This window comes from Pseudomonas sp. TE21394 (genome assembly GCF_054057835.1).
Map to the genome: position 1 here is coordinate 2,142,289 of NZ_JBSRZR010000001.1, position 21,163 is coordinate 2,163,451.

Annotated in this window: 21 protein-coding genes and 1 pseudogene; 16 read left to right on the forward strand and 6 right to left on the reverse strand. The window is 61.7% G+C overall.

Features of this window, described 5'->3' with window-relative positions; genetic code table 11:
* The first annotated feature begins 118 nt into the window (after nt 1-118).
* On the forward strand, nt 119-1,045 hold the full coding sequence (bipL, locus tag ACVWZT_RS09930; RefSeq protein ID WP_296232599.1) for a phospholipase BipL: 927 nt from the start codon (nt 119-121) through the stop codon (nt 1,043-1,045).
* Here bipL and ACVWZT_RS09935 read toward each other — a convergent pair whose 3' ends face one another.
* The gene (locus ACVWZT_RS09935) at nt 1,046-1,798 is read right to left on the reverse strand and encodes a DUF2059 domain-containing protein (RefSeq protein ID WP_296232600.1); all 753 of its coding nucleotides are present in this window, start codon (nt 1,796-1,798) and stop codon (nt 1,046-1,048) included.
* Nucleotides 1,799-1,911: 113 nt separating this feature from the next.
* Between ACVWZT_RS09935 and ACVWZT_RS09940 the strand changes: the two genes are divergently transcribed.
* Complete coding sequence (locus tag ACVWZT_RS09940; protein ID WP_296232811.1) at nt 1,912-2,544, forward strand: 2OG-Fe(II) oxygenase; 633 nt, start codon at nt 1,912-1,914, stop codon at nt 2,542-2,544.
* Complete coding sequence (locus ACVWZT_RS09945; RefSeq protein ID WP_296232601.1) at nt 2,531-3,034, forward strand: DUF523 domain-containing protein; 504 nt, start codon at nt 2,531-2,533, stop codon at nt 3,032-3,034. Before ACVWZT_RS09940 ends, ACVWZT_RS09945 begins: the two co-directional genes overlap by 14 nt.
* Nucleotides 3,035-3,091: 57 nt before the next feature.
* Here the strand turns inward: ACVWZT_RS09945 and ACVWZT_RS09950 are convergent, their stop codons facing one another.
* Nucleotides 3,092-3,580, reverse strand: a complete 489-nt coding sequence (locus tag ACVWZT_RS09950; RefSeq protein WP_296232602.1) for a substrate-binding periplasmic protein — start codon at nt 3,578-3,580, stop codon at nt 3,092-3,094.
* Between the two features lie 224 nt (nt 3,581-3,804).
* On the opposite strand from ACVWZT_RS09950, the gene ACVWZT_RS09955 reads away from it, so the two are divergent.
* Nucleotides 3,805-4,281 (forward strand): DUF4399 domain-containing protein, encoded by a 477-nt coding sequence (locus tag ACVWZT_RS09955; protein ID WP_296232604.1) that lies wholly within the window; start codon nt 3,805-3,807, stop codon nt 4,279-4,281.
* A 46-nt stretch (nt 4,282-4,327) separates the two neighbouring features.
* Here ACVWZT_RS09955 and serA read toward each other — a convergent pair whose 3' ends face one another.
* The gene (gene serA, locus ACVWZT_RS09960; protein WP_207838165.1) at nt 4,328-5,557 is read right to left on the reverse strand and encodes a phosphoglycerate dehydrogenase; all 1,230 of its coding nucleotides are present in this window, start codon (nt 5,555-5,557) and stop codon (nt 4,328-4,330) included.
* Between the two features lie 171 nt (nt 5,558-5,728).
* On the opposite strand from serA, the gene ACVWZT_RS09965 reads away from it, so the two are divergent.
* From ACVWZT_RS09965 to ACVWZT_RS09980, 4 genes are all read left to right on the forward strand, one after another.
* Complete coding sequence (locus ACVWZT_RS09965) at nt 5,729-7,126, forward strand: FAD-binding oxidoreductase (protein WP_457469123.1); 1,398 nt, start codon at nt 5,729-5,731, stop codon at nt 7,124-7,126.
* Between the two features lie 24 nt (nt 7,127-7,150).
* Nucleotides 7,151-7,816 (forward strand): fumarylacetoacetate hydrolase family protein, encoded by a 666-nt coding sequence (locus tag ACVWZT_RS09970; RefSeq protein ID WP_296232608.1) that lies wholly within the window; start codon nt 7,151-7,153, stop codon nt 7,814-7,816.
* A gap of 120 nt (nt 7,817-7,936) precedes the next feature.
* Nucleotides 7,937-8,857 carry an SdiA-regulated domain-containing protein gene (locus ACVWZT_RS09975; protein WP_457469125.1) on the forward strand — a complete coding sequence of 307 codons (921 nt, stop codon included), beginning with the start codon at nt 7,937-7,939 and terminating at the stop codon, nt 8,855-8,857.
* A gap of 90 nt (nt 8,858-8,947) precedes the next feature.
* Nucleotides 8,948-9,850: an SdiA-regulated domain-containing protein gene (locus ACVWZT_RS09980; RefSeq protein WP_457469127.1), complete on the forward strand. Its 903-nt coding sequence runs from the start codon at nt 8,948-8,950 to the stop codon at nt 9,848-9,850.
* A 76-nt stretch (nt 9,851-9,926) separates the two neighbouring features.
* Here the strand turns inward: ACVWZT_RS09980 and rpiA are convergent, their stop codons facing one another.
* Complete coding sequence (gene rpiA / locus ACVWZT_RS09985) at nt 9,927-10,601, reverse strand: ribose-5-phosphate isomerase RpiA (RefSeq protein WP_013974672.1); 675 nt, start codon at nt 10,599-10,601, stop codon at nt 9,927-9,929.
* A gap of 134 nt (nt 10,602-10,735) precedes the next feature.
* Between rpiA and ilvA the strand changes: the two genes are divergently transcribed.
* Together ilvA and ACVWZT_RS09995 are read left to right on the forward strand one after the other, a co-directional pair.
* Nucleotides 10,736-12,250 carry a threonine ammonia-lyase, biosynthetic gene (gene ilvA / locus ACVWZT_RS09990; protein WP_457469129.1) on the forward strand — a complete coding sequence of 505 codons (1,515 nt, stop codon included), beginning with the start codon at nt 10,736-10,738 and terminating at the stop codon, nt 12,248-12,250.
* A gap of 124 nt (nt 12,251-12,374) precedes the next feature.
* Entirely contained in the window at nt 12,375-12,800 is a 426-nt protein-coding gene (locus tag ACVWZT_RS09995) for a DUF2269 domain-containing protein (RefSeq protein ID WP_457469131.1), read from the forward strand.
* A gap of 19 nt (nt 12,801-12,819) precedes the next feature.
* On the opposite strand, the gene ACVWZT_RS10000 is transcribed toward ACVWZT_RS09995, so the two are convergent.
* Complete coding sequence (locus tag ACVWZT_RS10000) at nt 12,820-13,476, reverse strand: histidinol-phosphatase (RefSeq protein ID WP_296232617.1); 657 nt, start codon at nt 13,474-13,476, stop codon at nt 12,820-12,822.
* A gap of 141 nt (nt 13,477-13,617) precedes the next feature.
* Here ACVWZT_RS10000 and ACVWZT_RS10005 point away from each other — a divergent pair, with 141 nt between their 5' ends.
* Both ACVWZT_RS10005 and ptsP read left to right on the forward strand, forming a co-directional pair.
* Nucleotides 13,618-14,097, forward strand: a complete 480-nt coding sequence (locus ACVWZT_RS10005; RefSeq protein ID WP_003249017.1) for an RNA pyrophosphohydrolase — start codon at nt 13,618-13,620, stop codon at nt 14,095-14,097.
* 22 nt (nt 14,098-14,119) lie between these two features.
* Nucleotides 14,120-16,399, forward strand: coding sequence for a phosphoenolpyruvate--protein phosphotransferase (gene ptsP / locus ACVWZT_RS10010; protein ID WP_296232626.1), 2,280 nt, complete (start codon nt 14,120-14,122; stop codon nt 16,397-16,399).
* Nucleotides 16,400-16,431: 32 nt separating this feature from the next.
* Here ptsP and ACVWZT_RS10015 read toward each other — a convergent pair whose 3' ends face one another.
* A complete protein-coding gene (locus ACVWZT_RS10015; protein WP_457469133.1) occupies nt 16,432-17,178 on the reverse strand; it encodes an NRDE family protein in 747 nt (248 codons plus the stop codon).
* A 130-nt stretch (nt 17,179-17,308) separates the two neighbouring features.
* On the opposite strand from ACVWZT_RS10015, the gene ACVWZT_RS10020 reads away from it, so the two are divergent.
* The 4 genes and pseudogenes from ACVWZT_RS10020 to ACVWZT_RS10035 all read left to right on the forward strand — a co-directional run bounded on the left by ACVWZT_RS10020 (nt 17,309) and on the right by ACVWZT_RS10035 (nt 20,989).
* Nucleotides 17,309-18,091, forward strand: a complete 783-nt coding sequence (locus ACVWZT_RS10020) for a sulfite exporter TauE/SafE family protein (protein WP_225779641.1) — start codon at nt 17,309-17,311, stop codon at nt 18,089-18,091.
* Between the two features lie 16 nt (nt 18,092-18,107).
* Nucleotides 18,108-18,914, forward strand: coding sequence for a prolipoprotein diacylglyceryl transferase (lgt, locus tag ACVWZT_RS10025; RefSeq protein WP_457469135.1), 807 nt, complete (start codon nt 18,108-18,110; stop codon nt 18,912-18,914).
* Nucleotides 18,915-18,965: 51 nt separating this feature from the next.
* Nucleotides 18,966-19,625: pseudogene (locus tag ACVWZT_RS10030) on the forward strand (thymidylate synthase); the annotation flags it as partial.
* Nucleotides 19,626-19,759: 134 nt separating this feature from the next.
* Nucleotides 19,760-20,989: a tyrosine-type recombinase/integrase gene (locus tag ACVWZT_RS10035; protein ID WP_457469137.1), complete on the forward strand. Its 1,230-nt coding sequence runs from the start codon at nt 19,760-19,762 to the stop codon at nt 20,987-20,989.
* Nucleotides 20,990-21,163: the final 174 nt, after the last annotated feature.

Consider the following 21,163-nt stretch of genomic DNA (forward strand, 5'->3'; position numbering starts at 1 on the left):
TCTTCCGCGGTGCCCATTTAGGAGCGGTGCTGGTCGTTCGACGCTGAGCAAGCTTGCCACGACGCCGGCCAGAGCTGAATATCGCAGATCAATACATTGCTTCGCTTTGGATGTACCGATGCCCGCTGCCTTTCATCCCGACCTCCTGCGCACCAGCCTGGCGGCGCTGACCGCTCGCCAGCCGCTGTCGGCCCAGGCTCAGGAATACCAGCGCTTCTATGGCCTGAACCTGCCGGCACAAAGCTGGCTGGGCGGCTTCCAGGCTGCGGGATTCGATCTGGTCGGGCAGGTCTGGTTACCCGAGCGGGCCAACGCGACGCTGTTTTTGCTGCACGGCTATTACGACCATATGGGCCTCTATCGGCACGTGATCGAGTGGGCGCTCGAGCAGGGGTTCGCCGTCATCAGCTGCGACCTGCCCGGCCATGGCCTGTCCAGCGGCGAGCGAGCCAGCATCAGTGATTTTGCGCTGTACCAGCAGGCGCTGGAGGCTTTGTTCGAGCAAGCGCGCATGCTGCAACTGCCACGCCCGTGGCATCTGTGCGGGCAGAGCACCGGTGGTGCGATTGCCGTGGACCATCTGCTGTACCAGGGCGCACAGAGCCCCATCGATGGCCAGGTCATCCTGTTGGCGCCATTGGTGCGGCCCTGTGCCTGGCGTTGGTCGAAGTTGAGCTATCGCCTGCTGCGCCACTTCGTCAATGGCATCGAGCGACGCTTCAGCGAGAACACCAATGACCCGGCCTTCCTGCCGTTTCTAGAGGCCGACCCGCTGCAACCCCGTCGCCTGCCAACGGCCTGGGTCGGTGCCTTGATCGCCTGGGTCAAACGCATCGAAGCCGCCCCGTGCAGTACGCGGCGGCCATTGATCGTGCAAGGGGAGGCGGATGGCACGGTGGACTGGCCCTACAACCTCGAAGTACTCAAGGCCAAGTTCGCCGAGCCGCAGATTCTGCTGCTGCCCGAAGCTCGCCACCACTTGGCCAACGAGCTGCCGGGGATTCGCCAGCGCTACTTCGACTTCATCGACCAGCGCCTGGGCTGATCACTTCAGGTCGCTGCTGCTCTGGCCCACTGCCAGGCCTGCGCGCACGGCTGCCAGGGCGGCCTGGTAATAGGCCTTGCCGTCAGGCGATTCGGCAAAGGTCGCGAACTCTTCCAGCTCGGCGTCGGACAGGTCGCGGTAGACATACAACAGGGTATTGTTGAGGTCTTCGCCGATCTGGCTCATCAGGCGCTGGCGCTGGCCATCGAGCAGGCTCTGGGCCTGGCCGTTACCGAACAGCCCGGGGATCATCGAACTGAGGCTGTCGGCCGCCACGCCAGCGATGGCCAGGCTGACTTCGGCGCCGGCCTCACGTGCCGGCAGGGCCTGGGCCAGGTGGCCGATGATCAGCAGACGGTCGTCGCTGGCCTGGATCTTCGGCAGGCCTTTGGCATTTCTGGCCAGTTCATCCTTGCGTGTGGCCTTGAGTTCGGCTGCCACCACCTTGCGCCCCAGCGGCGACTGGAAGAAGGCCAGCGCCGGTGCCGGGTCGGCCAGGCTGGCACGCAGTTTTGCCTGGGCGCGACGGTCCACGGCCTGGGCCTGGAAGCGCTGGTTGCTGTTGTTGACCAGCGCCTGGTACACGGCGGGTGGCAAACTGTTGCGGTAGCGTTCCTGGGCAGCGGTCAGGGCATCGTTGAAATGGGCACGCTGGTCGGGCCAGCCAGCAGCCTTGTACAGTTGATCCAGGTTGTCTGCCCAGACAGGCACGGTGCAGATCATCAACAGAATCAGGGAAAACAGACGGCGCATTCAGGACTCCTGTCGGCAGGCGGCTATTGTCCTTGGCCTGGCGCTGGTTTGTCGAGATATCTGCGTGCTTCTCGGCCAAGTGGCGCTGTGCGGCGGCATGGCTAATGGATATGATGCGCGCCATGCACATTACCCCCGAACACCCGATGCTTGCGGCCGTCGTCGACGATCTGGCCACCCGTGGCTGGTCGCAGCAGGCGCTGTTTCTGCCTGCCGACCTGGTGCGTGCGCTGGCGGCCGAATGCCGGCGTCGTGATGCCGAAGGCGAACTCAACCCTGCGGGGGTTGGGCGCGGTGTTGCCCAAGAGGTACGCGAAGCCATTCGCGGCGACCAGATTCAGTGGATCGACCCTGGGCAGGCCGAGGCTTGCGACCAGTACCTGGCCGCCATGGAGCAGCTGCGTCAGGCCATCAACCGGGGCCTGTTCCTCGGCCTGGAGGATTTCGAGTGCCATTTCGCCCTGTACCCGCCGGGGGCATTCTATCGTCGCCACCTGGACCGCTTTCGCGACGATGACCGGCGCATGGTGTCAGCGGTGCTGTACTTGAATGAAGGCTGGCAGCCAAACGACGGTGGCCAGTTGCGCATGTTCCTGGCGGACGGCGTCGAGCACGATGTGCAACCGGTGGCCGGTTGCCTGGTGGTGTTCCTGTCTGGTGAGGTGCCGCACGAAGTGCTGCCGGCCGGGCGCGAGCGGCTGTCGTTGACCGGCTGGTTCCGGCGCCGTGGCAATGACCCGTTCTGACCTGCCCAAGGTGCTGGTCAGCGCCTGCCTGCTGGGGCAGCCGGTGCGTTATGACGGCCGTACCAGTGGCTACCCCGACCTGTTGCAGCGTTGGCAGGCCGAAGGGCGTGTGGTGCCATTGTGCCCAGAGATGGCAGGCGGCCTGCCGACCCCTCGCCCGGCTGCAGAGATAACCGGCGGGCAGGGGGCAGCGGTGCTTGATGGTGCTGTACAGGTGCTGACGGTGAGCGGTGAGGATGTCAGCGAGCAGTTCATTGCCGGGGCGCAGCAGGCGCTGGAACTGGTGCGTCGGCATGGCATTCGCGTGGCGGTGCTGAAGGCCGGCAGCCCCTCGTGTGGTAACCGCTTGACCTATGACGGCACGTTCAGTGGCGTGAAGGTGGCCGGGGAGGGAGTAACCACGGCACTGCTGCGGCGGGCTGGGGTGCAGGTGTTCAGCGAACTGGAGCTGGAACTGGCGGAACAGGCGCTGGCTGCGTTTTCAGTTTGAGCCTGTACCAGCCCTTTCGCGGGCGCCCTTGAAAGGGCCGGTGCAGCGACAAGGAAATTACTGCCCGGCTGCCGTCGTCGGCACGCCCTTGAACCACTTCTGCTCAAGCTCGGCAGTCCGCCCACTGTCCTTGAGCCGCTGCAATGCGTTGTTCACCGCACTTTCGAAAGCCGGATTGTCCTTCTGGAACGGGATCACCAGCTGCTTCTGGCCAAATGGCAAGCTCACGTCGAGGGGGCCGTCAGCCTGGGGCGACTCATTCGGCGGGGTCAGTGCAATGTCGTACTTGCCACTCTCGACACCAGGCAGAACTTCGGCTGCGGGGGCTTCGATGAATTCGGCGCGCAGGTCCAGCTCCTTGGCCAGGTCCTGGCCAAACTCCACTTCGAAACCGGTCAGGTGGTCGTTTTCCTTGAAGGCGTACGGCGAGTTGTCAGCCTGTACGGCAATGCGCAGTTCGCCCCGGTCGGCGATTTCATCTATCAGCTCGGCTTGAGCCAATGGCGAGACCAGTACCGCCAGCAGTAGTCCAATGGTCGAACGCATGAAAGCCCCTTTTTTTCTTTGGCAGGTGAATAACGCCCGCCACGGCTTTTTTCCTCGCCATGGTCGGGCGCAGCCTATGACCTTGAAGCCTCGGCGATGTTTAACCGTGACTGAAATATTTCTACTGTCGATTTGAACATATGGGCGTTCACATCAACTAAGGTGAATCACCGCCGCCGTTGGATCGCAGGCGGGGGCCGACAAGTGAATCACAGGAGAAGTGAATGAACAGCCTATTTTCGCGTGCTGCCGTTGCGGGTCTGCTGATGGGGGCATCGGTGCTGGCCAGTGCAGCAGACGCCCTGACGAGCCAGGAACCGCCCAAGGAGGCCAAGGTCTTCATCGTTTCCCCCGCCGACGGCGCTACGGTGGACAAGACCTTCACCGTCAAGTTCGGTATCGAGGGCATTGCACTCAAGCCGGCCGGTGATCACACCCCGCATTCCGGCCATCACCACCTGCTGGTTGACGTGGACAAGGAGCCGGTGGCCGATATGCCGCTGCCGACCAGCCTGATGCCGGAAAACGGCGTGGCCCTGCCAGATGGGCCGCAGGTGCTGCACTTCGGCAAGGCGCAGACCGAAACCACCATCACCCTGACCCCCGGCAAGCACACCCTGCAACTAATACTGGGTGACCAGTATCATGTGCCGTTCAAGCCGAGCGTCGAGTCGCAGAAGATCACTGTCGAAGTGAAATAAAAAAAGGGAGGCCACCAGGGCCTCCCTTTCTCATGCTGCCAGCAAATCAGAACAGGACGCGGGAACGGATGGTGCCCTTGACCTGTTGCAGCTTCTCTTGCGCCAGGTCCGAGTACTCGGCGTCGACGTCGATCACCACGTAGCCGACCTTCTCGTTGGTCTGCAGGAACTGGCCCGAGATGTTGATACCGTTCTCGGCGAAGACCTTGTTGATCTCGCTGAGCACGCCCGGGATGTTTTCGTGGATGTGCAGCAGGCGGTGCTTGCCCGGGTGCGCCGGCAGGGCCACTTCAGGGAAGTTGACCGAGGACACCGAGGTGCCGTTGTCGCTGTACTTGACCAGCTTCTCGGCTACTTCCAGGCCAATGTTGGCCTGAGCTTCGGCGGTGGAGCCACCGATGTGCGGGGTCAGGATCACATTGTCCAGGCCACGCAGCGGGCTTTCGAACTCTTCGTCGTTGGAGCGCGGCTCGACCGGGAAAACGTCGATGGCGGCGCCGATCAGGTGCTTGTCCTTGATCGCGGCGGCCAGGTGGTCCAGCTCGACCACGGTGCCACGGGCAGCGTTGATCAAAATCGAGCCCTTCTTCATTGCACGGATTTCCTTCTCGCCGATCATCCACTGGGTGGACGGCAGCTCAGGCACGTGCAGCGAGACGATGTCGGCCAGGCCCAGCAGTTCGTGCAGGCTGGTCACCTGTACTGCGTTGCCCAGCGGCAGCTTGGTCAGCGGGTCGAAGAAGTACACCTGCATGCCCAGGCTCTCGGCCAGGACCGACAATTGGGTACCGATCGAGCCGTAGCCGACGATGCCCAGCTTCTTGCCACGGATCTCGAACGAGTTGGCCGCGCTCTTGATCCAGCCGCCACGATGGCAGGAGGCGTTTTTCTCAGGGATGCCGCGCAACAGCAGGATAGCTTCGGCCAGTACCAGCTCGGCTACCGAACGGGTGTTGGAGTACGGCGCGTTGAATACGGCGATACCGCGCTCGCGGGCAGCTTCCAGGTCGACCTGGTTGGTGCCGATGCAGAAGCAGCCAACCGCGACCAGCTTCTTGGCGCAGTCGAAGATTTCTTCGGTCAGCTGGGTACGCGAACGGATGCCAATGAAATGGGCATCGGCGATCTTTTCCTTCAGCTCGGCTTCCGGCAGCGAACCAGTGAGGTATTCGATGTTGGTGTAGCCGGCGGCCTTGAGGGTATCGACCGCGTTCTGGTGCACACCTTCAAGAAGAAGGAACCGGATCTTGCTCTTGTCGAGAGAAGTCTTGCTCATCTGCGTAAACCTGTATCCCGGAGAAAAAATGGCGAGGGGTGATGCCAGGCGCCAGGGCTGCCTTAGCATGAACAGCGGGAGGGCTATGCTAGCATACGCGACACAATCTGAGCTTATCCCGACAGGTGAAGAGTGCTCAGGGTGACTATGAATAAGTCGAGAGTTCCAGCGATGACCCATCCCGCTGTAATTGATGAACTGATGACCTTGGTCGACCCTGGCAAGGTCCTGACCGACGCGGCTTCGCTCGAAGCCTATGGCAAGGACTGGACCAAGCATTACCCACCGGCACCCAGCGCCATCGTGTTTCCCAAGACAGTGGAGCAGGTGCAGGCGATTGTTCGCTGGGCCAATACCCACAAGGTAGCCTTGGTGCCGTCTGGCGGGCGCACCGGGCTTTCCGCAGGGGCCGTGGCGGCCAATGGCGAAGTGGTGGTCGCCTTCGACTACATGAACCAGATTCTCGGCTTCAATGCCTTCGACCGCACCGTGGTCTGCCAGCCTGGGGTGATCACCCGGCAGTTGCAAAGCTTCGCCGAAGAGCAGGGCCTGTATTACCCGGTGGACTTCGCTTCCAGTGGGTCGAGCCAGATTGGCGGCAATATCGGCACCAATGCCGGCGGAATCAAGGTGATTCGCTACGGCATGACCCGCAACTGGGTGGCCGGACTGAAGGTGGTCACCGGCAAGGGCGAATTGCTTGAGCTGAACAAGGGCCTGGTCAAGAACGCCACCGGTTACGACCTGCGCCAGCTGTTTATCGGTGCCGAGGGCACGCTGGGCTTCGTGGTCGAAGCCACCATGCGCCTGGACCGCATGCCGCGCAACCTCACCGCCATGGTTCTGGGCACCCCGGACTTCGATTCGATCATGCCGGTGCTGCATGCCTTCCAGGGCAAGCTGGACCTGACCGCCTTCGAGTTCTTCTCCGACAAGGGCCTGGCCAGGATCCTGGCACGCGGCGACGTGCCGGCACCGTTCGAGACTTCTTGCCGGTTCTATGCGCTGCTGGAGTTCGAGGCCAGTACCGAAGAGGTGGCCAACGAAGCCTTGACCACCTTCGAGCACTGCGTCGAGCAAGGCTGGGTGCTGGATGGCGTGATGAGCCAGAGCGAGACCCAGCTGAAAAACCTGTGGAAGCTGCGCGAATACCTGTCGGAAACCATCTCGCACTGGACGCCCTACAAGAACGATATCTCGGTAACCGTTGCGAAAGTTCCAGCATTCCTGCGCGACATCGACGCTATCGTCGCCGAACATTATCCGGATTACGAAGTGGTGTGGTACGGCCACATTGGCGACGGCAACTTGCACCTGAACATCCTCAAACCCGAGCACATGAGCAAGGACGATTTCTTTGCCTCGTGCACCAAGGTCAACAAATGGGTGTTCGAGATCGTCGAACGCTACAACGGCTCGATCTCCGCCGAGCATGGGGTGGGCATGACCAAGCGCGACTACCTGGGCTACAGCCGCTCAGCCGAGGAAATCGCCTGCATGAAGGCAATAAAGGCCGTGTTCGACCCTAACGGCATCATGAATCCGGGTAAGATCTTCCCACCCGAATAAAAGCAGTATCCAGAGGAGTCGGCCATGAGTTACCAGCACCAGTACGTAGACGGCACGCGCATTCACTTCCCGCTGGGCAAGGTGGTGTGCATCGGCCGTAACTATGCCGAGCATGCCAAGGAACTGGACAACCCCATCCCCACCGAACCGCTGTTGTTCATCAAGCCGGGCAGTTGCGTGGTACCGGCCGAAGGTGGCTTCAAGATCCCGGCCGAACGAGGTTCGGTGCACTATGAGGCTGAAATCGCAGTGCTGCTGGGCAAGCCGCTGTCGACCCACCCGACCGAAGAAGAGGTACTGGACGCCATATCGGGCTACGCCCCTGCGCTGGACCTGACCTTGCGTGACGTGCAGGCCAGGCTGAAGGAAAAGGGCCTACCCTGGGAACTGGCCAAATGCTTCGACGGCGCCTGTGTGCTGCCGCCGTTCGTATCGGCTGCCAGCTTCGAAGACCTGGCCGACATTCCGCTGCGCTTGACCGTCAACGGCGAAGTACGCCAGGACGGCAACAGCAAGATGATGCTCAACCCGATCGTGCCGATGATTCAGCACATATCCGCGCACTTCTCGCTACAGGCGGGGGATGTGATCCTTACCGGTACCCCGGCGGGGGTGGGGCCGTTCAATGTCGGTGACGAACTGGTGCTGGAGCTGCCAGGTGTGAGCCGCTTCGAAAGCCGGGTGCTCTGAAGCGAAACCGCATCGCTTTCTTCGCGGGTACACCCGCGAAGAAGCCAGCGCTGTTGACCGTTTTTTCACACCTCATCCGGATAATGCGCGGATCTCCGCCCATTACCCCAGGAACCCCGCATGTCATCACCCTCCAGCGCCTCGGCAACACCCAAGCGTCGTTTCTACCTGCGCTGGCCCTTCGGCCTGGCCGTGGCGGCCGTGATTGGCTATGGCGTGGCTGTGGCCATGCACTGGGATGACCGCGGCGCGCTGTGGCTCAAGGAAAGCTTTGAAAGCACCGCCGAGCGCAGCGAAAGCGTGTGGTTGCCGGATTACCGTGTCGACATCGATGCCAAGCCGCTGCCGGGGATGGACGATGACGAAGCCTCCGATGTGGCCTTCAACCCGCATACCCGCACCCTGTTTGCAGTGATGGGCAAGAACCCGTTCCTGGTCGAGCTGAACCTGGATGGCGAGGTCCTGCGCAAGATCCCGCTCAACGGCTGGAACAACCCGGAAGGCGTCGCGGTGCTGGAGGACGGCTACCTGGCCATTACCGACGAGCGCCTGCACGACCTGACCGTGGTCAAGGTGGATGCCCAGACCACCGCCCTGAACCATGATGACTTCCAGAGCCACGACCTGGGCCAGTCGGTGAAAAGCAACAAGGGCTTCGAGGCGGTTGCCTGGGACCCGCTGCGCCAGCGCCTGGTCATCGGCGAGGAGCGCCCGCCCAAGCTGCACACCTGGAACACCGATGGCCGCAGCCCGCTCACGGGTGACAAGCAGGTGTTGCCCAGCGATGAACTGGACCTGCGCAACCTCTCGGCGCTGAGTGTCGACCCGCGAACTGGCCATCTGCTGGTGCTGTCGGCGGATTCGAACATACTGCTGGAACTGGACGAGCAGGGCCAGCAGGTCAGCTTCATGACCTTGCTGGGCGGTTTCAATGGCCTGCGAGATACCATCCCGCGCGCCGAAGGGGTGGCCATGGACGACAAGGGCAACCTGTACATGGTCAGCGAGCCGGCCCTGTTCTATCGCTTCAGAAAAAACTAGCCTGAACATCCGACTTTTCGGATGCTGGCATTAAGCTTTGTTTCAGTTGTTCGTGGTTAGATTCGTCACCCCTATGTCGAGTCTGTACGCATGCGTCGTTTTGTTCGCCTTTCTCTTGTCGTAGCCGTTGCCGGCTTCCTTCTGCTCGGATGGGCCGGGCAGGAGTTCCGCCTGTTCGAGCGTGGCTGGTTCAACCTCAAGGCCTGGTGGCAGCCTGCGCAGCAGGGCATCGGCCTGGACCGCTACCGGGTAGTGGTCGAGGCGCAGCCGGTCGAAGGCCTGGATGATGACCTTTCGGCGCTGACCTACGACCCCGACCGCAAGACCCTGTTCACGGTCACCAATGCCCGTTCCGAACTGATCGAACTGTCGCTGGACGGTCGCATCCTGCGCCGGGTACCGCTGACCGGTTTCGGCGACCCGGAAGCCGTCGAGTATGTCGGGCCGAACAGCTATGTCATTACCGACGAGCGCCAGCAACGGCTGATTCGCGTGCGCCTCGATGATGACACCACGTTCCTCGATGCCGGCGATGCCGAGCAGCTGACCTTGGGCATAGGCCTGAACGGCAACAAGGGCTTCGAGGGGCTGGCCTACGATTCGGCAGGCAAGCGCCTGTTCGTGGCCAAGGAGCGCGATCCGATGCTGATCTACGAAGTGCATGGTTTTCCGCATGACAAGCCCGACCAGCCTTATGCGGTACACGTGGTGCAGGACAGCAAGCGTGATTCACGGCTGTTCGTGCGCGACCTGTCGAGTTTGCAGTTCGATGAGCGCAGCGGGCATCTGCTGGCGTTGTCTGACGAGTCGCGGCTGGTGCTGGAGCTGGATGTGGAAGGCCGACCGCTGAGCACCCTGTCGTTGCGCAAGGGTTTCCAAGGGTTGCAGGCGACGGTGCCGCAGGCGGAGGGGATTGCGATGGATGAAGCGGGGACCATTTACCTGGTCAGTGAGCCGAACCTGTTCTATGTGTTCAAGCAGGTCGTAGAGTAAGGGGCGGGGCTGCTGTGCAGCCCATCGCGACACAAGGAGCGGCCTTGTGTCGCGACACGAGGGCCCTCGCGGAGGGTTACTCGGCCTTCAGGCTTTTCACGCCCTCGGAGGTGCCCAGCAGCAGCAGGTCCGCCGGCCGCGCAGCGAACAGGCCGTTGGTGACCACGCCAACGATGGCGTTGATCTGTGCTTCCAGCTCCACCGGGTTGGTGATCTGCAGGTTGTGCACATCGAGGATCACGTTGCCGTTATCGGTGACCACACCCTCGCGATACACCGGGTCGCCGCCCAGCTTGACCAACTGGCGCGCCACGTGGCTGCGGGCCATGGGTATCACTTCGACCGGCAACGGGAACGCGCCCAGCACTGGTACCAGCTTGCTGGCATCGGCGATGCAGATGAAGGTCTTGGCCACCGCGGCAACGATCTTCTCGCGGGTCAGGGCTGCACCACCGCCCTTGATCAGGTTCAGGTGCGCGTCGCTCTCGTCGGCACCGTCCACGTAGAACTCCAGTTCGCTGACACTGTTGAGTTCGTAGACCGGGATACCATGGCCTTTCAGGCGCTGGGCGGTGGCTTCGGAGCTGGCGACCGCTCCGTCGAAGGCGGTCTTGTGCTGAGCCAGGGCGTCGATGAAGAAGTTGGCGGTCGAACCGGTACCGACGCCGACAACGCTCTTTTCATCCAGCTTGGGCAGAATGAAGTCGACAGCGGCCTGGGCGACGGCCTGTTTGAGTTGGTCCTGGGTCATGCGGGCTCCGAGAGGGGCAGGGCGGTTTTGAAAGGAGCCTAGTATAACGGCTCGCACGGCTTTGCTGTGGTCGCCCGACGTAGCGCTGGGGTAGACTCCAAGCCCTTGTCCCGCGGCCCAGTGATGCTTTCCCGATGCTCGAACAGTACGTCAAGAAGATCCTCACCTCGCGCGTCTACGACGTTGCGGTCGAAACCCCGCTGCAGAGCGCCGGGCAGCTGAGCAAGCGCCTGGGCAACCAGATCCTGCTCAAGCGTGAAGACCTGCAGCCAGTGTTCTCGTTCAAGATCCGCGGGGCCTACAACAAGCTGGCCCAACTGACTGCGCAAGAACTGGCCCGTGGCGTGGTCACCGCCTCGGCCGGCAACCACGCCCAGGGCTTGGCCCTGGCTGCGCGTGAAATGGGTATCAAGGCCACCATCGTGATGCCCAAGACCACCCCGGAGATCAAGATCGAAGGCGTGCGCTCGCGCGGCGGCAAGGTGGTGCTGCATGGCGACTCCTTCCCCGAGGCACTGGCCTATTCGCTGAAGCTGGTGGATGAAAAGGGCTTTGTCTACATCCACCCCTACGATGACCCGCACACCATTGCCGGGCAGGGCACCGTGGCCATGGAGATCCTGCGTCAGCACCCTGGCCAGCTGGATGCGATCTTCGTGCCCGTGGGCGGTGGCGGCCTGATCGCCGGTATTGCTGCTTACGTGAAGTACCTGCGCCCGGAAATCAAGGTGATCGGTGTCGAGCCGGATGATTCCAACTGCTTGCAGGCTGCCATGGCGGCTGGCGAACGCGTGGTACTGCCGCAGGTCGGGCTGTTTGCCGACGGCGTGGCGGTGGCGCAGATCGGCCAGCACACCTTCGATATCTGCCGTCATCATGTAGACGAGGTGGTGACTGTCAGCACCGACGAGATCTGTGCCGCAATCAAGGATATCTATGACGATACCCGCTCGATCACCGAACCTGCCGGGGCCCTGGGCGTGGCCGGCATCAAGAAGTACGTCGAGCTGTACGGCGTCACCGGCCAGACCCTGGTGGCCATCGACTCGGGCGCCAACGTCAATTTTGACCGCCTGCGCCATGTGGCCGAACGTGCCGAGCTGGGGGAAAAGCGCGAAGCGATCATTGCCGTCACCATCCCGGAGCGCCCGGGTAGCTTCAAGGCATTCTGCGAGGCTGTCGGCAAGCGTCAGATCACTGAATTCAACTACCGCAAGCATACCTCTGACGAAGCGCACATCTTCGTTGGCGTGCAGACCCACCCGGAAAACGACCCGCGCGCGGCGTTGGTACAGCAGCTGACCGAGCAGGGCTTCCCGGTGACCGACCTGACCGACAACGAACTGGCCAAGCTGCATATTCGCCACATGGTCGGTGGGCATTCGGCGGGTGCCAGCGACGAAATGGTCCTGCGCTTCGAGTTTCCCGAACGGCCGGGGGCGCTATTCAACTTCCTCAACAAGCTGGGCGGGCGCTGGAACATCTCGATGTTCCACTACCGCAACCATGGCGCGGCAGACGGGCGCGTGGTGGCAGGGTTGCAGGTACCGGAGGACGAGCGCCACCTGGTACCGGCGGCGCTGGCCAAGATCGGCTACCCGTACTGGGACGAGACTGATAACCCGGCCTACAAGCTGTTTTTGGGCTGAGCGGCTAAGCTAAGCCAGATCTCTCGCCTTGCAGGAGCGACCTTGTGTCGCGAAAGGGCCGCAAGGCTGCTCCTGCAAGGAAAAAGGCTGCTGCCAACATGGCCTGATAAAGGACAATTCGGACATGGAACACCTGACCACCTTCAAGACCCTGCACATCCTCGCCAGCGCAATCCTGTTGCTGGGTGCCCTGGGCCTGGCGATCTGGACTGTACGCGCCCGTCGCCAGGGCGATGCCGAGGCCTACGCCAAGCTGCTGCGCCGGCCGCTGGTGTTCGTCTGGCTGGTGATGGGCCTGTGCCTGGCAAGCATGCCGATCACCGGCTGGTGGCTGGTACACCTGGTGGGCTGGCCGCTGGGGCAAGCCTGGGTGCTGGCTTCCAGCGTCATCTATATATTCGGCGCGTTTGCCGTATGGTGGCTGCTGGTGCGGCTGAACCGGCTGCGCAAGGCTGAGGTGGCAGGGTTGCGTTTTACCTTGGCACTGGCGGTGTTCAGTGCGGTTTGCTTCCTGTCCATTGCCGGGCTGATGGGGGCCAAGCCAGTCTGAAGGCCGGAACAGGAAAACCTCAATCCCGCAACGAGACCACCGGCCACCCGCGCTTCTCGGCCTCGGCCCGCAGCTTCGGGTCCGGGTCCACCGCCACCGCATGCGTCACCCGCCGCAGCAACGGCAAGTCATTCATCGAGTCGCTATAGAAGTAGCTGTCCTCAAGATCGAAGCCGTTCTCCAGCATCCAGCGTTCCAGCCGCGTCACCTTGCCTTCACGGAAACAGGGTATATCGGTACTACGCCCGGTATAACGGCCATCACGCATCTCGCATTCAGTCGCCAGCAATACGCGAACACCCAGGCGCCGGGCAATCGGCGCGGTGACGAAGCGGTTGGTGGCGGTGATGATCACCGGCTGGTCGCCCGCTTCACGGTGCTGCTCCAGCAAGGCCAGCGCCTTGGGCAGGATGATCGGCTCGATGCAGTCGCGCATGAAGTCGCGGTGCCATTCGTCGAGCTGGGCCACGGGCGTTGCCGCCAGGATCTCCATGGAAAAGGCCAGGTAGGCCTGCAGGTCCAGCGTGCCGTTCAGGTAGTTCTGGTAGAAAGCATCGTTGCGTTGCTTGTAGGCAAGCGGGTCGACGATGCCGCGTTGGCACAGGTAATCACCCCAGGCATGGTCGCTGTCGCCACCGAGGAGGGTATTGTCCAGGTCGAATAAAGCCAGGCGCATTGCGGTCACTCGCATCAGCCACAAGATAGGCCCGCAGAATACGGAGTTTTCGCACGGCTGCACATAAGCTTGGCGGGCGCGTTGCTGCGCTCGCAAGCTTTGTGGAACAATGCGGTGACATGCGTTTGCGAGGTTGCTGCCGTGATCGACCCGGATGGTTTTCGCCCCAATGTCGGGATCATTCTCACGAATGATGCCGGGCAGGTGCTATGGGCTCGACGGATCAACCAGGATGCCTGGCAATTTCCCCAGGGTGGCATCAACCCTGACGAGACGCCGGAAGACGCCCTGTACCGCGAGCTGAACGAAGAAGTTGGCCTGGAACGCGATGATGTGGAAATTCTTGCCTGCACCCGTGGCTGGTTGCGTTATCGTTTACCTCAGCGGCTGGTGCGTACGCATAGCCAGCCGCTGTGCATCGGCCAGAAGCAGAAGTGGTTCCTGCTGCGCCTGGTCAGCAACGAACAGCGGGTGCGGATGGACCTGACCGGCAAGCCGGAGTTCGACGGCTGGCGTTGGGTCAGCTATTGGTACCCGCTGGGCCAGGTTGTGACATTCAAGCGCGAGGTGTACCGACGCGCCCTGAAAGAGCTAGCACCGCGTCTGCTGACGCGCGACTGACGACGGAGTTCGACCCCGAGCCATGCTCAATACGCTGCGCAAGATCGTCCAGGAAGTAAACTCCGCCAAAGATCTCAAGTCGGCGTTGGGGATCATTGTCTTGCGTGTCAAGGAGGCCATGGGCAGTCAGGTCTGCTCGGTCTACCTGCTCGACCCGGAAACCAACCGCTTCGTGCTGATGGCCAGCGAAGGCTTGAACAAGCGCTCCATCGGCAAGGTCAGCATGGCCCCGAACGAAGGCCTGGTTGGCCTTGTCGGTACCCGGGAAGAGCCGCTGAACCTGGAAAACGCTGCCGATCACCCGCGTTACCGCTACTTCGCCGAAACCGGTGAAGAGAAATTCGCCTCCTTCCTTGGTGCGCCGATCATCCACCACCGCCGCGTGGTCGGGGTACTGGTCATTCAGCAAAAGGAGCGGCGCCAGTTCGACGAGGGCGAAGAAGCCTTCCTGGTCACCATGAGCGCGCAACTGGCCGGGGTTATCGCCCACGCCGAGGCGACCGGCTCGATCCGCGGCCTGGGCCGCCAGGGCAAGGGCATCCAGGAAGCGCGCTTCGTCGGTGTGCCGGGCTCGCCTGGCGCCGCCGTGGGGCGCGCCGTGGTGATGCTGCCGCCGGCCGACCTGGAAGTGGTGCCGGACAAGACCGTCGATGACATCGACGCCGAACTGAACCTGTTCCAGAACGCCCTTGAAGGCGTGCGCGACGACATGCGCAAGCTGTCCGCCAAGCTGGCCACCCAGCTGCGCCCGGAAGAACGCGCGTTGTTCGACGTTTACCTGATGATGCTCGAAGACGCGGCCCTGGGCGGTGAAGTGACCGAAGTCATCAAGACCGGCCAGTGGGCCCAGGGCGCGCTGCGCCAGGTGGTGGGTGAGCACGTCAACCGCTTCGAGCTGATGGACGATGACTACCTGCGCGAGCGCGCCTCCGACGTCAAGGACCTTGGCCGACGCCTGCTGGCCTACCTGCAGGAAGCCCGCTCCCAGTCGCTGGTGTATGCCGACAACACCATTCTGGTCAGTGAAGAGCTGACCCCGGCGATGCTCGGCGAAGTGCCGGAAGGCAAGCTGGTCGGCCTGGTCTCGGTGCTGGGCTCGGGCAACTCCCACGTCGCCATCCTGGCCCGTGCCATGGGCATCCCGACGGTGATGGGCCTGGTCGATTTGCCCTATTCCAAGGTCGACGGCATCGAGATGATCGTCGACGGCTACAAGGGCGAAGTGTTCACCAACCCCAGCGAAGTACTGCGCAAGCAGTACAGCGATGTGGTCGAAGAAGAACGCCAGCTGGCGCGCGGCCTGGATGCCTTGCGCGAACTGCCATGCGTGACCCCGGATGGCCACCGCATGCCGCTGTGGGTCAACACCGGCCTGCTCGCCGACGTGGCCCGTGCCCAGCAGCGCGGCGCCGAAGGGGTAGGCCTGTACCGCACCGAAGTGCCGTTCATGATCAACCAGCGCTTCCCCAGCGAGAAGGAGCAACTGGCCATCTACCGCGAGCAGCTGGCGGCATTCCATCCGCTCCCGGTGACCATGCGTACCCTCGACATCGGCGGTGACAAATCGCTGTCGTACTTCCCGATCAAGGAAGAAAACCCGTTCCTCGGCTGGCGTGGCATCCGCGTCACCCTCGACCACCCGGAAATCTTCCTGGTGCAGACCCGCGCCATGCTCAAGGCCAGCGAGGGCCTGAACAACCTGCGCATCCTGTTGCCGATGATCTCCAGCATCCATGAGCTGGAAGAGGCGCTGCACCTGATCCACCGCGCCTGGGGCGAGGTGCGTGATGAAGGTACTGATGTGCCCATGCCGCCGGTGGGCGTGATGGTGGAAATTCCTGCGGCGGTGTACCAGACCAAGGAGCTGGCGCGGCAGGTCGACTTCCTGTCGGTCGGCTCCAACGACCTGACCCAGTACCTGCTGGCCGTAGACCGTAACAACCCGCGAGTGGCTGATTTGTACGATTACCTGCACCCGGCGGTGCTGCAAGCGCTCAACACGGTGGTGCGCGACGCTCATGGCGAAGGCAAGCCGGTGAGTATCTGTGGCGAGATGGCCGGTGACCCGGCGGCGGCGATCCTGTTGATGGCAATGGGCTTCGACAGTCTGTCGATGAACGCCACCAACCTGCCGAAAGTGAAATGGATGTTGCGTCAGGTGAACCTGAGCAAGGCCAAGGAGCTGCTGGTGGAAGCCCTGAGCCATGACAACCCGCAGGTTATCCACAGCTCGCTGCAGCTGGCCCTGAAGAACCTGGGGCTGGCGCGCATGATCGGGCCTGGAGCCAATAAAACCCTCTGAAGTGCTGGGGCTGCAAAACAGCCCCATGGCCCTCAAAGCAAAAGGTCAACTTCTCCAAGATGCCCGCCAAACGGGCCGAAACTGCGCTCAATCAGCCGCCTTCTGCCTTGATCATCGACCAATAGCACGGTACTCGCCCGGGTTCCATAGTTGTGGCTGGCAATGAACACGCTCGACAACAGTTTCTCGGTCGCCAATCCCACCCCGGTCTCCGGCAGCTCGCCCTCCGGCGCAGGTTCGGCATCGGCCAGCAAGGCCAGCAACCGCTGCGGGTCTGCCGTCTCCAGCAACCGCTGCAGCCCGCTACGCGCCTTCAGCAGCTTCGGCCACGGCGTATCCAGCCCGGCGTTGGATACCCCGTACACCCCGGCCTCAAGCAAACACGGTGCGGCATCCCGCGCATGCAGGTAGCCAAGCTGTCGGCCATCGCCGACCAACAGGTTGAACCCCGAATACTGATCGCTACGGCTGGCCACCTGATCCAGGTAGGCCTCGACCTCCAGCTCACCCTGCAAGTAGGCGGCTACCAGTTCGCCGCGTGAACGTGGACCCAACGGTTGCCGTGGGTCGCGGATGTTGGTCAGCGCCGCGAAACGCCCTTGCGGCCCCACCCCCAACCAGGTTCCGCCGGCTTCCAGATCACGCCCGGCATATACCCCCGGCGCGTCTTCCCAGGCTGCCAGGGCCTGGGTAGGGCGAGCATAGAACTCGTCGCGGTTGGCCGCCACGACCAATGGCAGGGCATGCCCTGGTCGCCAGGCGAATACGATCAGGCACATCGTTCGAGCCTCTGTGTGTTTTTGCCACTGTACTCACAGCGGCGGGACTGATCCATCCTGACACAGACTTCACTAGAGCGCCGAGCCCGGCTTCCGTTACCATGCCGGATTGATTTTTCGGGGAAGACGAATGGAATTCGTGCTCTATCTGGTGTTGGGCGCCTGTGCCGGTGTGCTGGCCGGGTTGTTCGGTGTGGGTGGTGGCATCATCATCGTGCCGGTGCTGGTGTTCAGCTTCACCTTGCAGGGGTTTGATGCGTCGGTGCTGACTCACCTGGCGGTCGGCACATCGCTGGCAACCATCGTCTTCACCTCGATCAACGCCGTGCTCGAACACCACCGCAAAGGTGCGGTGCAGTGGCCAATCTTCGCCTGGATGACCCTGGGCATCCTCATCGGCGCCGGTGTCGGCGCCAAGACCGCCTCGCTGATCCAGGGGCCGCTGCTGCAAAAGATCATTGGTGTGTTCGCCCTGGTCATTGCCGCGCAGATGGCGCTCGACCTCAAGCCCAAGGCCAGCCGTGGCATCCCCGGCAAACCTGCGCTTGTCGGTGCCGGCGGGGTGATCGGCTGGGCTTCGGCGATTTTCGGCATCGGCGGTGGTTCGCTGACCGTGCCGTTCCTGACCTGGCGCAGCCTGCCCATGCAGCAGGCAGTGGCCACGTCTTCGGCCTGCGGCCTGCCGATTGCCGTGGCCAGTGCCCTGAGTTTCATGCTGCTGGGCTGGAACGAGGCGCACCTGCCGGCCCATAGCCTGGGTTACGTGTATCTGCCGGCGCTGGTCGGCATTGCCGTGACCAGCATGTTTTTCGCCCGCTTCGGCGCGCGCCTGGCGCACAAGTTGTCGCCACGTTTGTTGAAGCGCCTGTTCGCAGCCTTGCTGTTCTGCGTCGGGCTCAGCTTTCTGATTTGAACCGAGAGGAAGTTCCATGCTGCCTTACCCGCAGATAGATCCCGTGGCCGTAGCCATCGGGCCGCTGAAAATCCATTGGTATGGCCTGATGTACCTGATCGGCATAGGGGGTGCCTGGCTGCTCGCCTCGCGCCGGCTGAACCGTTTCGACCCCACCTGGACGCGCGAAAAACTCTCCGACCTGGTGTTCTGGCTGTCGATGGGGGTGATCGTCGGTGGCCGGCTGGGCTATGTGCTGTTCTACGACCTGCACGCCTACCTGGCCAACCCGACGCTGATCTTCGAGGTCTGGAAAGGCGGCATGTCGTTCCACGGCGGCTTCATTGGCGTGATGCTGGCGGCCTTGTGGTTCGGCAAGCGCAACAACAAGTCGTTCTTCGAACTGATGGACTTCGTCGCCCCGTTGGTACCAATCGGCCTCGGCGCCGGGCGCATCGGCAACTTCATCAACGCCGAACTGTGGGGCAAGCCGACCGATGTGCCATGGGCGATGATCTTCCCGCCGTTCAGCGACCCTGCACAGTTGCCGCGCCATCCGTCGCAGCTGTACCAGTTCGCCCTTGAGGGCGTGGCGCTGTTTGTCATCCTCTGGCTGTTCTCGCGCAAGCCGCGACCGACCATGGCGGTTTCCGGGATGTTCGCGTTGTTCTACGGCATCTTCCGCTTCATCGTCGAATTCGTCCGCGTACCGGATGCCCAGCTCGGCTACCTGGCCTGGGGCTGGCTGACCATGGGTCAGATTCTGTGCGTACCGATGGTCCTCGCTGGCCTCGGCCTGATCTGGTGGGCTTATAATCGCAAGCCCACGGCGAAACCCGCCTGACTAATCCCACGGCTGGGGCGATCCCCCAGCCGTTCTTGCTACAGGTAAGCCATGAAACAGTATCTGGACCTGGTCCGCGACGTCATCGAAAACGGCACGCTGCAGGGCAACCGCACCGGCATCCGCACCATCAGCCTGCCGGGCGCCATGCTGCGTTTCGATTTGCAGAAGGGCTTCCCGGCCATCACCACGCGCAAGCTGGCGTTCAAGTCGGCGATCGGCGAAATGGTCGGTTTCCTGCGCGGTGTGAAGAACGCCGGTGAATTCCGCGAGCTCGGCTGCAAGGTCTGGGACCAGAACGCCAACGAAAACGCCCAGTGGCTGGCCAACCCGTTCCGCCAGGGCGAGGATGACCTGGGCGAGATCTACGGCGTGCAGTGGCGCCAGTGGCCTGGCTACAAGCGCATCCCGTTGAGCAACCCGGCAGCCATCGAGATGGCCGAGAAGGCGGGTTTCCGCCGCATCGCCCAGGACGAGGAAAACGGCGTCGCCTTCGTCATCCTGTACAAAGCCATCGACCAGGTGCGTCAGTGCCTGGACACCATCGCCAATGACCCGGGCAGCCGGCGCATCCTGTTCCACGGCTGGAACTGCGCGCAGCTGGACGAAATGGCGCTGCCGCCCTGCCACCTGCTGTACCAGTTCCACCCGAATGTAGAGACAAAGGAAATTTCCCTGACCCTCTACATCCGTTCCAACGACCTGGGCCTTTTATCAGACGGCCAGGAAAATGCACATTACCTAGCGGCTGCATAAAAAAATTTGCCTACCCCTCCGGCTTTATCTGGATGTTGACATTGCGCACAGTCTGAATAGTATGTGCCGCCTTGTCGAAGGGGGTAGCAGTGAAGGTAGTGGTAGAAAACGATTCGGTGCTGGATCTAAGCGCCTCAGCCCTGAACGATGAAGCGCCAGTGGTCTCGGGGAAGGTCACAGTCACTGGGTGCGGGGTTTTCGATGAGCATGAGCGTCTTCTGCCGCTGGTGTCCGAGTACCTAACACGAGCGGCTAAAACATCTGCCCTTTCGCGGGATTCGCAAGAGACCTACGGTCGTAACCTGGGTTATCTGGTGGGTAGTTTGGCTCAATTGCCTCAGTTCAAAGGCAGCTCGCCGGACGAAATCTTACTCACAGTCACTCGGCCTACACTTGCCGCCTACATAGCTGATCTTCGTAGACTCGATGGGATTGACCCTGTCACCATTCGAAATCGCGATGCTTGCTTTCGTTCATTCTTCAATAAGTTTCTATGCGTTGCCGACGCAGATCAGCCAGCACGTAGAAAGGATAATCCCTACGCGTTAGGGTTTATCTCTCCCAGTCCAAATCGTAAATTGGTTCATGCCTGTTCACCTGAAGATTTGAGCGGGCTTATCCAGTCAACCGATAGCGAGCGGGAGCGCTGCTTACTCCAGTTCATTTTCGATGCTGGCCTACGTCGATCAGAAGTTGGGCGCGTTAGTCTTCAGTCCATAAAAGATGCTCTGCGTTTCTCTCAAACTCAGATGGTGTATCAGGCAGAGGCCGCAAGTAAGCCCGCCTATTGCCCATTGTTTGTTTACGGCAGCAAGGGGCGTGGGGATGAGTATAAGGCCCGGTATGCAATCGTAAGTCGGGCAACTCTGGAGCGTATTGCCAAGTACCAAGCAACGCCGTTGTATAAGCGGCATGCATCCCGATTTGAAAGCCCGGAGACTACTCCCGCCTTCTTCAATGCCGATGGCGATGCTTATAACGCCGACTCGGTCAGCGGCGTCCTTCGGCGTATCTCTGAGCGAGGGGTAAAATTAGGCCTCCTTCAAAAGCCAGTCGCACCGCATAAACTCCGTCATGGACATGCTTATGCAATTCTAAGAAGCCCTGATATGGGTAATGATGTTCTGGAAAGAATGCTGGCTGTACAGCGATCACTGGGTCATGCACATATGGATACGACTGATATCTATACCCAGATTACCCTAGAAGCGTACCGTTACCTTTGTACTGATGAATCGGGGCTTATGACACGAGCCGAGATGATGGCTCAGTTATGGAAGCGAACGTCCGTCCGTATCGATCTGAGAGCTAAGAAATGAGTGTCCCTATTTTAGATAAGGCGAAAGTCTTGAAGTGATATGACGGGACTAAAGATTCCCTTCCTGCTCTTTTCGACCTAGAGCTGGAGCGGGACGCATACGATAATGAGCTTTACCTCACTGACGAATATATTTCTAAGTTGGGTCTCCCGGAAAACGAAGAGCTATTTGCTC